The 11,120-nt window shown below is 51.3% G+C and carries 10 protein-coding genes; 1 reads left to right on the top strand and 9 read right to left on the bottom strand.

From position 1 onward, the window contains the following. Positions 1–1,280 (top strand): Ig-like domain-containing protein (locus AC1ATL_RS10655; protein ID WP_476570210.1); only part of this gene is annotated, 1,280 nt, incomplete at its 5' end. 122 nt (positions 1,281–1,402) lie between these two features. Here AC1ATL_RS10655 and AC1ATL_RS10650 read toward each other — a convergent pair. The 9 genes from AC1ATL_RS10650 to AC1ATL_RS10610 form a co-directional block, all read right to left on the bottom strand. Then, positions 1,403–2,584 (bottom strand): polysaccharide pyruvyl transferase family protein, encoded by a 1,182-nt coding sequence (locus tag AC1ATL_RS10650; protein ID WP_476570209.1) that lies wholly within the window; start codon positions 2,582–2,584, stop codon positions 1,403–1,405. Positions 2,585–2,630: 46 nt separating this feature from the next. After that, positions 2,631–3,665 (bottom strand): glycosyltransferase family 2 protein, encoded by a 1,035-nt coding sequence (locus tag AC1ATL_RS10645; RefSeq protein WP_476570208.1) that lies wholly within the window; start codon positions 3,663–3,665, stop codon positions 2,631–2,633. A gap of 2 nt (positions 3,666–3,667) precedes the next feature. After that, positions 3,668–4,618 carry a nitroreductase family protein gene (locus tag AC1ATL_RS10640; RefSeq protein ID WP_259295704.1) on the bottom strand — a complete coding sequence of 317 codons (951 nt, stop codon included), beginning with the start codon at positions 4,616–4,618 and terminating at the stop codon, positions 3,668–3,670. A gap of 52 nt (positions 4,619–4,670) precedes the next feature. Beyond that, positions 4,671–5,750, bottom strand: coding sequence for a glycosyltransferase (locus AC1ATL_RS10635; protein WP_476570207.1), 1,080 nt, complete (start codon positions 5,748–5,750; stop codon positions 4,671–4,673). A 2-nt stretch (positions 5,751–5,752) separates the two neighbouring features. Continuing rightward, entirely contained in the window at positions 5,753–7,183 is a 1,431-nt protein-coding gene (locus AC1ATL_RS10630; protein ID WP_476570205.1) for a flippase, read from the bottom strand. A 43-nt stretch (positions 7,184–7,226) separates the two neighbouring features. Continuing rightward, the gene (locus AC1ATL_RS10625; protein WP_476570204.1) at positions 7,227–8,606 is read right to left on the bottom strand and encodes an O-antigen polymerase; all 1,380 of its coding nucleotides are present in this window, start codon (positions 8,604–8,606) and stop codon (positions 7,227–7,229) included. Positions 8,607–8,621: 15 nt separating this feature from the next. Next, positions 8,622–9,617, bottom strand: a complete 996-nt coding sequence (locus AC1ATL_RS10620; RefSeq protein WP_476570203.1) for a glycosyltransferase family 2 protein — start codon at positions 9,615–9,617, stop codon at positions 8,622–8,624. Positions 9,618–9,624: 7 nt separating this feature from the next. Then, the gene (locus AC1ATL_RS10615) at positions 9,625–10,428 is read right to left on the bottom strand and encodes a DUF4422 domain-containing protein (RefSeq protein ID WP_476570202.1); all 804 of its coding nucleotides are present in this window, start codon (positions 10,426–10,428) and stop codon (positions 9,625–9,627) included. 306 nt (positions 10,429–10,734) lie between these two features. Continuing rightward, positions 10,735–11,120: hypothetical protein (locus AC1ATL_RS10610; protein ID WP_476570201.1), on the bottom strand; the 386-nt coding region annotated here is incomplete at its 5' end.

Genomic DNA, 11,120 nt, shown 5'->3' with positions numbered 1-11,120 from the left:
ATGCCATGGCGTTCCGCCTGATCAAGGTCGACGCCAGCGGCAGGACCACGTGGGATCCGGCCAAGGACCGCAAGGCCACCGCCGACAGGACCAAGAGCCTCGGTGTGGCATGGAACACCAGCAAGGTCAACGAGGACGGTACCATCCCTGACGATTCGGAAATCTCCATTTCCGGTAAGGGCGTGGTGAACGGTAAGCTGACCATGCAGGCACATCACCTCAATGAACTCTATCTCGTTGGCGCCAACACCTCCGACAAGGCCACTTGGTGGTCTGACAGCGCTGCTATTGCAGTTTCCGGAGCCGGCGTGGTGTACGCCGTGCAGGCAGGCACCGCCAAGGTGAGTGCCAAGGTTGGCTCCAAGGTCGCTTCGGTGGACGTTACCGTGGAAGACAATTCCACTGTTAAGGTCAGCTCCGTGACCATCTCCGGCGACAGCGTCTCCAATGGCAAGCTCAGCATCATTGCAGGCAAAAGCGTCCAGCTGAGTGCCGCCGTGCTGCCGGAAAATGCCACCAACAAGACGGTGTCCTGGACTTCCTCCAACTCCTCGGTAGCCAATGTGATGGGCACTGGTCTGTTGACCGCAGGTAAGGCTGGTACTGCCACCATCACCGCAACCGCAGATGGCGTGAGTTCCAAAATCACCGTCACCGTCACTTCCGCGCCTCAGCCCTCGGGTGATATCGTCATCGCCGGCGCTGAAAGCGGCAAAGTGGTTGGTAACGAAGAGTTCCAGCTCACCGCCCGTGAAAAGGATGGCAGCAGCTTCGAGAATGTGGAATGGAGCATTCCGAATACCGATCTCTTGAAGTTCATCAACGGTGGTTTTTCCAAGACCTCCACGGGACGCACGGTGAATCTCAAGGCAGAGTTCAGCTTCATGCGAGATGACTATGCCGACACCGTTGTCTCGGTCAAGGCAACCCGCGCCGATGGCACTGTGCTGACCGCACAGAAGAAGCTCTCCGTTGGAGGCTATGACTCGTGGAGCAATTCCGATCCGGTTGATTCGATCACTCCAAGCGCCGATGGTTTGGTGAAGACGGGCGACAATGAGTACACACTCACCATGTCGGCCGGCTCATCGAAGCATGTGGACCTCAAGGTTTTGCCCAGCAATGCCCGCCAGCTGCCTCTTTGGAGCAAGCTCGGCGGTGACGACTCTGTAGTCACCGTTGACGGCGACGGTACCATCTATGCCCACACGGCAGGTACCTTCCAAACCGGCGCGACCATCTACAACCGTTACTTCAATCTCACTGTTGTAGTGGAATAATCACACACCAATAAGTGAAGGCTCGGTCCGCACGCCAGCGGAACCGAGCCTTCACTTATTTCATGCCGAAGAAAAATGTCAGGACTGCTATTGGATTAGAAATCCAATCATCTCATTCGACATCAGTTTTCTTGATACGCAACGCTTTTCTTCAGATAAGCAATCGAATGATCGCGCATGCTTTGCAAAGCCACGTCAGCACCTGCCGAATAATCAATCGCAATTCCACTCTTCACTTCATCAGACGAAATCTGCGTGAAGTCGGTGACAATGCGATCCGTCAATCCCAATTCCTGTAATACCTGCCCGCGACGAGTACCCAACTCATGCTCTTTCGTACCTTCGGTGTAAACCCAGAAAGTCTTGTGGAAGTTGATGGAAAACAGCGTTCCATGGTAGGAATCGGTAAGCACCGCCTGAGCATGACGCATCAGAGAGAGGAATTCCTCAGGACCGGCTTCCAGCACATTAATCAGTTCCGCACAGTTCGGTGCGTTGCCCGCCATCGGCGTCAATACGGCGACGCGCATGCCAATACGCTTGGATAGTTCCTTCAGCTGATTAAAAACGCCCATTGCACGCTTAGGACGAAGCAACGAATAGAACAGCAAGTACGGCTCATCCCCTACCACCGTCTTCCGGCATGCCGGAACGTGTTTCACCCACTCATCCGCCGTCAGCAACAACGTTGGATCGCATACATGCTCAACATGCTGGCCACTCACTCGTTCCAAACGCGCGCATGCTGACCGTTCGCGAGCCGACAGCGCATCGAATCGGGCAAGCGCCGGACCGATATGGTCAAGCTCCTCATCGGTCATGGTGGCCGGCGAAGAAGCGTAGGAGATTTTTCTGCAGCGCGCCCACTTCAATAGGTATGGATCCATGTATTCCCAATCCACACGTGCCAATTCGTTGGAATGCTTGTTGATGATTTGGTCGCTACCGCTCACCGCAACATCGAATGTTTCGGCCAGCTCGTTAAGCTCTTCAGGAGCGCGATATTGCTTCACACTCAACTGTAGATTCGTGTGAATGAACTGTTCGAAACGCTTCATTCTGAGTTTGCGCTTACCGGCTACTGGCAGCATGGTCAAATCGGCAAGTGTCGATTTCAGTCCCTGTCCACGAAAATACAGACGTTCATAGTATCGTTTGCCTTCTTCGGAGCGGTAGTCGACCATGGTGACGTTGTGTCCCATGTCCGCAAGCTTTGTCTGCGTTGCGTACGCTTGTAGCACCGAACCATAGTTGTAGGCCGCATGGTAGGTGATGATTCCGATATTGAGCGGATGACCGGCCATGTTATGTTCCTTTCGTTCAAGCTCATTCGTTTGTTGGTTTTATTGTTCAGTCGCCGAATTGCCTGTGTCGCGCCCACGCTATCGCAGCGCTAATGTCATACAGATGCCATTTCATGGAAAGTAGAGCCACTCGTCTGGTTATCGGAAATCTGCCTCCACGATATCGCAGCAACGGCTCTTGGAATACCGGTAGATTCAAGGTTTGCCGATATCGGGTTTTCCGTTCCTTGCGGCCCCAAGGTGCCTGTGGATTAAACAGGTAGTTGATCATGATGATGGTCAAGTGGAACAGCGCGTAATCATCAAGACACTGCATGTAGGCTTCCCGCGTATCGGCAGGTTCCATCTGCCGTACGGTGTCCTGTAACGCTTCGACACCTTTCACCGTGCGCCGTACATAGTCGGTCCGGAACGTCCGTACCGCGGATTGCGCGTTCCTTCGATACTCATATGCCATTGCGTCCACATAGCCAATACGCCGCGCCACAACACACGCACGAAATGCGAATTCCGCATCTTCCCCCAAGCTCAAAGATTCGTTGAATCCTTGGATGCTTCGCAGCACGGACATACGGTACAGTTTGCCCCACGCCAAGGCGATGCCCCGTTGCGGACGAAGCATGTCCTCGCAAAACTTGTCACATTCCGAACCTTCGAAAACCTTGTTTTCGTTCAGATAATGATGCGTTTCGGCATCCGCACCCAGTACGCTGCGATATGCCCCCATCACAATATCGCACTGCCGCTGCAGGGCGAATTTCAGCAGATTTTCAACGGCGTTTTCAGCGAGCGCATCGTCCGCATCCACAAACATAGCCCATTGTCCGCTCGCTGAGCGTAGACCAGCATTGCGAGCCGCCGATACGCCTGCATGCTCGATTGTTTCGGCGTGGACGTTCATGGATGCTGTGGCCCATGTCAGGATGGAAGTCGTATCGAATGCCGGTTTCCCGTCGAAAACGATGACGGCTTCCACACGAAAGTCGTCCCCTCGCTGCTGCTGCAGGCTTTTCACACAGTCATGCAGGGTCTGAATCGGGGTTTGATATACCGGAATGATGATACTGACAAGTTCGCTCATGGTCAGTTCAGTTCCCGTGTAATGAATTCCGGCTGATACCGGAAGGATACTGGCGATTCGATGGATTCCGGGAAATTGCCGATGGCTACGAATGCGATGAGTACTTCATAATCGGGCACTCCCAACAGCTTGCGTATCTCTTGTTCCTGATTCGCACGCATCATGGTGTTCAGCGGGCACGCTGCGAGCGATTCGTGTTCGAGGGCCGTGAGGAACGACATGGCGAATAATCCGCCGTCGATATATGGCTCGTTACGTTCCTCGACACTGACAAAGCTGCGGACGTCCACGCTGATGAGCGCCAGTACGGGCGGCATGCTGTATCCACGCCATCCACCTTGCGAAGTCAGCGCTCGTTCGATGAATTTCGGATTGTGGATGAACAGTATGCGGTATGCCTGACGATTGCATACGGATGGCGTTTTCATGGCGATTGCGACCGCATTGTGAAGCTTTTCTCTGTCAACGGCCGTTTCCTCATATTCGCGGACGCTGGTACGTCCGGCGAACAGTGTCGCGTAGTCCAGTGACGCATTGTTGCGTTTGTCGGCGGCACGAACGGTTTTCGTTCCGGCTTCGGCGACGCTATCGCATGACTTGTCCGCTGAAGCAACTTCAGTGGGGAACCACTCGCTGACAAATTGGGGAACTGGTTTTCCAATTGCATGATGTTTACGCACGTATGCTCGGATGACGTTCTGTGCGGCTTGGTATGTCACATCGTCCACCGGATAGCTATGCTTGCGCCATTGTTCCATCACGGCCTTGAGCTCGCTGAACGCGGATTTGCCGAAACCGTCACGGAAATGCTGGTGCGACAGTCCTTTTTCGATACGGTGGATGTAGTACACCATCGTTCCACGAAGCCGTTCGGACTGTTCGCTGTTCCATGGTCCGGCGCAATTGTTCAGGAATCGCTTGCGTTGCCGGCTGTAATATGATTTCAATTTCATATTCGCCTTGGCACGCTGCAATGTTCGCCACGCATGGTTTGGCACCATTTTCTTAATCTGCTGCTTTGCACCCATTGTCATTGCCTTCCTGTAGTTCCGGCATAATCGACTGCATTTCTTCCATGATTTTTTTGGTGTAATGCCCTTCACGTAATTGAGTGCCCAAGTCATCCGCTCGACGCGCCATCGTGAAGTATTCTTTTTCATCAATGTCATGTTCCGCTTGTATGGCTTCGCGGATGGTGTTCACGGCGATTCCAACGCCATGTTCCGTCACGAATGGCGCAAGCGCCGCTTCCTTCCAGATGATCACTGGTTTGCCGGAAGCTAGGTAGAGTGAAAGTTTGTGGGGGTTGTTGACGGTCAGATATTTGCCGTAGAACCCTGTACATGTTTCGGTGCTGTCGCCGTCCCAAATGAGACCGAATCGTCCTTGGAGCTTGTTCGGCAGTTCATCGGGGGTACAGATACCTCGATACCATTCGGATGGACCATGTTCGGAGTCGAATTTGGGACCGTAGAGGTTGACGTCCGCGTCAGGGAATTGTTCGGCGAGCCGATAGAGATATCCGGCTTTATCATGGCTGAGATTTCCTGCGATGTCGATGCCATGGCGTTGTTCTGGCGGCACCAGCGTTACGGCAGGCAGCAGATAGTCGAAAATACCGATTTCTTTGATCGGAGCTTTGGCCCCATAGTCGCGTAATACTTCGCTCATGCGAGGATTATGGCTGATTAAAGCGTCGGCCTCTGCCACCCACTGTTTGTCGAAGTCAGTGAAGGAGTATCCTCGTAGGCTTTCCAGATCATGCACCAGCATGATGAACCGTACTCCCCGTTCCTTCATTCTGCGCACGGAAGGCAAGGCGTACAGGGAGACCTTGTTATACATAATGAGTGGGAATTGGATCAGCACCACATCCGCTGGTTTGACGGCACGTTCCAATCGTTTCCAATCGGCGATGGTATAGCCGACGCATAGTAGCTTGTCGACATACCCCTTGTTTTCTCCGGGGTGCACTTCGAATGGTTTCCATGCGTCCCGTTCAAGCATCTGACGTATGTCGTCACGTGCTTTGGAACCAGCGTGGGCGTGGTGCAGGGAACGTTCGCAAATCACATATTTCGCCATGTCTACCCCTTTAAACCTTGTATTTTGTTGAGAATTGGACGAATCATGCCCGTTACGAATTGTTCACGGCAAACCAGCAGGGCCGTGCCGTAGATGATCGAGAACAGGATGCCACCGCATACGAGCCATAGGAATGCGTTCCATGCGGAGCAATCGCACAATGCAAGCACGATGTATGCGGCAATCCCTGAAAAGCCGGCTGAGCAAAAGATACGAATCGGGTCGATTAATCCGCGAATACCGCTGAGAAACTCACGGCAGACGTAGGAACGCATGACAAACATCAACGCTTCGCACAGGGAAATGCTGATTGCCGAGCCAACCACGCCGAAGCGGGGAATCAGCACACAGTTGGCAATAATGGCCAGCACAAGGCCGATGGCGTTGACTGCAGCCCAACTACGTTCCTTGCCTTTGGAAATCATGTAATTGGCCAGCACGATATTCATTGCCGAGAACATCACAGCGACACCTACGCATCGTAACGGCACTGCGGAGTCCGCGAAATCCGGACCGCCCAGCAACGCCACTATGGGGTCGGCGAGTAGAATCAGCAGCACTATGATCGCGGAGCCGAATACCATGACGAAATTCATGTTCTTCGCGATAAGCTCGCCAGCTCGACGTTCCTTGTTTTGCGCCTGATAATAGGAAAGACGCGGCAACATGACATTGCCTACCGAATTGACGGCAGTCACCAACACGGACTTGATTTTGGAGACCAGCTGGTACAAGCCGACCATGTTGGTGGTACCGAGGAAACCGAGCATGACGATGTCCACTTGAATATACATGCCGGATGAAATGGATGCGATCATAAACCACAGCATGGGTTTGAAGTGGCGCTTCACGTCGAGTGAAGCACCGTCATGCAGATCGATGAACTTGCGCAACCGTAGAAGGTTGAGAACGTTCGATCCGTAGCCGGCCACCACCACGATGAAACCGTACGTCACATAATCGCCGCGATTTTTCACGAAGGCGAACATCAGCACCAATGCCAGGATTTTGAAGCATACGCTTCGTATCGTGATGTACTCGTACTGTTCCAGCGCCTGGTAGAACCATTCCACGCCAAACGATGCCAACCAGATTGAAAGGCCGAACATCAGGAACAGTTCGAACTGTGCGTTCATCTTCGGTACGGTAAACAGGCATACCACATATACGATGCTGACCGCTGTGGTGGAACAGCCCAGGATGACCAGCAGTTCCTTGACCGTGCGTGAAAGTTCCGTTCTGTCGTCGCGCACGCTGGCGCAAGCCCTAACGCCGTAGTAAGTCACGCCCAGTAATGCCACTAAAGAGAAGTACGACGAAACCGATTGCGCGAATGCAACATGACCGGTTCCGCCAGTGGAAAGCACGCGCGATACGTAGGGAACGGTGATAAGCGGAAAAATCAGCGATGACGTGGTGACGATCATGTTCATCAGCACGTTGAATTTCACGGAATGAATACGCGACATTCTTGTGTTATTCCCGCCCAAGATGCGTCGCCTTCTTTGTGCCAAAATTTTGATTGCGCACTATTTTTATAAAAACGATTAGTGCAATCCAGATGACGATATCCTTCAACATGATCTGGTTGAACATAGTGGAGAACCAACGATTCGAGAAAAAGCTGAACGCACAGCAGTATCCGATCGCGCCATATAGCATCATAGATAGTGGAACTCCGCTCGTGCCATATTGCAGAGCATACACAACATTCTCATAGCAAAGTTGCGAAAGCGCCGCGATCAGTACAATCGCTACCATCGCACCGATAAAACCCCAGTCGAAAATGAATGCGTAATATGTGGTGAACACATTGCCGAGCTCCTCGCCATTGTATCTTTGGAATGGCTGCCAGCGCATCCAATCAATCGTGGTCTTTCCGAATAGCTGGGGGAAGGAAGCGCGAGTAGACGCCAAGGTCATATCTCCCCATTGTGTTGGACCAACAGCAAGAGCAGGGTTCATGGAATTCGTCAGAAAAGCATCCAGATTTTTCAGTGAAGCCCCAATATAAATCGAAAGATATTCATACGTTGAAGTCGCATCCGCTTTGCGTCCCATCAATGAAAGTAGTGGTTTAAAAGAGATGAGGCTAATTGCAATAACGACTATGCACCATGCAACTGTGCGAAATCGTAGTCGAGTGCTTTTCCAGTTGTTGTTTTGTCTGCGAAACAACAACCAATAGGTAAATATTGCGACGCCTAACTGAATAAGGGTATTGCGTCCACCAAGCATCAACGTCATCGGAACCGTAGCCAGAACATTCACCAATGCGAGATAGTCTTTTTTCAGCGTCTGAATCACAAAACTCCGCATGGCTAGAAACAACCATACATATGCCATGGCGTTAACCGATAAACACATCAAAGAAGCCAGACCGGAAATGCCCACACTTTTGGTGCTGAATTTATTAACCTTGTCATACAGTCCGATAGCTTGACTCAAAGAGCCATTACCACCATAAGGCAATGTCACCGCAATAACATGCCTTGACACAATCAGCAAAGACAGACAAGTGAATAGCAATCCCGCAATATAAACCCACAAAGGCAACGTAATATTACACGGTTTTTTATATTCCCTCGGTCTTTTCCTACCGAACATAACGGCATGAAATGATGATTTGACAGCATATGACGTCACAAGGAACAGAAGCGCACCTATTACTACGACGACATATGTTTGCAAAGATAAATTGAAATTCCACGCCTGATAATTCGTTAATCCATTGAATGTCGACAAGATGAAACCGAGTACGAACAGTACAGACGGCTCAGCAAAATCTCCTCGATACATTAGTAACAGCAGAACCAGTAAAAAAAGCAAAGTAAATAGCAGCGCAACTGAAATCATGTCTTCATCACCGCTCTAATGTGACGAAATTTCAGGATGGCTGCGTTTGTAGCAACGATACATTACGCTATACATGGTCGGTGAAACGGTGAGCAATCTCCACTGCAGCGATTGGCTTTTTGACATAAGCTCAGCGCTTTCGACCAACGGCATCAGCTCACGTAGTTCGATCCGCGCAGATCGCTCGAATTCAGCCCATTCCTTGCGTCTGTCCGCAAGGACAATGCGATTGTAGGTGCCTACGATGGATTCCAGATGACCATACGCGGCATACGGCTCGTTTTGAGGATACTTTTTACGCACCAATTCCAGCATGTTGCCAGTGGATTGCGCGAATTTATCCGTAATGCCCTGGGATTGGCTTCCCTCAGTCATCCGATATCGGTATAGCGGCGTGGAATCGTAGACGATTCGTTCGGCGCGGTCAAACAGCTGATAGGTCACTGGTGAATCCTCGGCATACTTTGCGTCAAGCGGATAGCGGAGACCGTCGAACAGTTCTTTTTTGGCGAGCTTGTCCCAGGCGACCACATAGAAATATCCATGCATGTTGACGTATTTGAATGCATTTTCGGAGGACATCACCAATTTCTGCCCAGACAAAGCATTGCTATACGTGCTACCGTCCGGATTTTCGCGCTCATAGGAAATGATGGACAGATCCGCTTCAGATTCCTGCATGTTCCGCATCATTGTAGAGAACATGTCTGGTAGCGTGTAGTCGTCGGAGTCCACGAAACCGATATAGTCCCCTCGAGCAACGTCAAGTCCGGCATTGCGAGCACTGGCCAAACCTTTATTGGCTTGGTGAATCACACGGATACGAGAATCACGTTCAGCCCACGCATCGCACTTCTTTCCCGATGAATCCGTGGATCCGTCGTCAACGACGACGATTTCAAGATTGATATAACTCTGCCTAACAAGGCTGTCCATGCATTGGTCAAGATAACGTTCCACGTTATAGACCGGTACGATAACGCTAATCAGGGGGTACTCAGGAATGGCCATACGTCTATCAGCAGCTCTTCACGTATTTCTTACCGACAAATTTTGCCATCAGAAAGCCAGTCCCCTTCTTCATCCAGTTCACCGGCTCAGGACTGACGATTGGCATTTCTGCATATGGATAACGTTTAGTATTCAGCCACACATCAAGAAGAATCTCACTGATACGTCCGGGATAGCGCAGTTCGAATGGTGTGTAATCACTGGAATCAATACGTTTCGTAAGCTCGCCCACAATAGGGAACATCCAGCTGCAATATTCGTCAAGCAGGTCCTTGCGCATTATGAACATGTTGAAAAGATGAGCCGAGTTTCTATCCATTTGGACATCGAACGCGTCCAAATATTCCGGTGTACTTTCAGCGATGATTTTCCGAGTAGCGTCCAGCTGGCCTTCCCTCATAGTGTGTTCGTAATGCGAATACACAGTTTCGATATAGTATTTTCGTTTGGTTGGGACGATGATTTCCGCATCGTCAAGCAAAGTCTCATAATCGTTTCGTTGCGCCACAGCAGCAAAACGCTCATCTTCATTGCCGTACAGTTTTGGACTGTCGCTTTTGGCGAAATGACGGCGGTAATGCACTAACCCTTGGTATCTCGATGAACAGTTCTTCCACAACCAATACAATCCAGTCAATTCGGAGTATTGAGCATTCAAGGATGAAATATTGTCGCCATCGTTGTCGCACTTCATACCGAGGTCAACTTGCGGATACAAAGCTTTGCCCACCTGCAGGGGCATATATACGCCGTCCGTCGGCATTCGATATGCTTTGTGCGTAGCTACAGCCACTGTAATATCGCATGCCATTACCGCTGCACCTACTTTCCTGATTGCTTGGCTGCTACACTTCATTCAAAGTGAATACGTTATCACCAATCGACAGCTGAATAATAGCGTATCAAAGACATTAGACACATGAGGGGGGAATTCGGAGCATAACAATATCACCCGCATAGGGTGCATATATGACACTGAATCCAACTGCAAACGTTCGCCATGAATCATTTTTTACATAGGTGTCTGTTCTCATAATCCACAATGCAAATGAGGTGACCAACTTCCAAAAACAATGGAAATCAGCCACCTCATGTCAATCAAATACATCAATAGGAATTATTTGACGGTGACGGTGACGGACACGGTCTTGCCGTCGACCTTGGCACTCACCTTGGCGGTGCCCGCCTGCACGGCATACACGTTGCCCGTACCGGACACCGCGACGGCCGCGCCATCGGACCACCACATGTCGGCCTTGGACGAGGAGCCCGCGACCGACAGCTGGGCCAGCGAACCGGCGGAAAGCGACAGCTCGCCGTCCTTGACACCAGCACCGGTGATGGAAAGCGAGACCGGCGGAACGCCGTCCTCGTTGACCGTGGACGAATCCCAGGCCACGCCGATGCTCTTGGTCCTGTCGGCGGTGGCCTTGCGGTCCTTGGCCGGATCCCACGTGGTCCTGCCGCTGGCGTCGACCTTGATCAGGCGGAACGCCATGGCAT

It is taken from the genome of Bifidobacterium sp. LH_743 (assembly GCF_056355775.1).
This window is presented reverse-complemented; position numbering and strand designations above follow the sequence as displayed.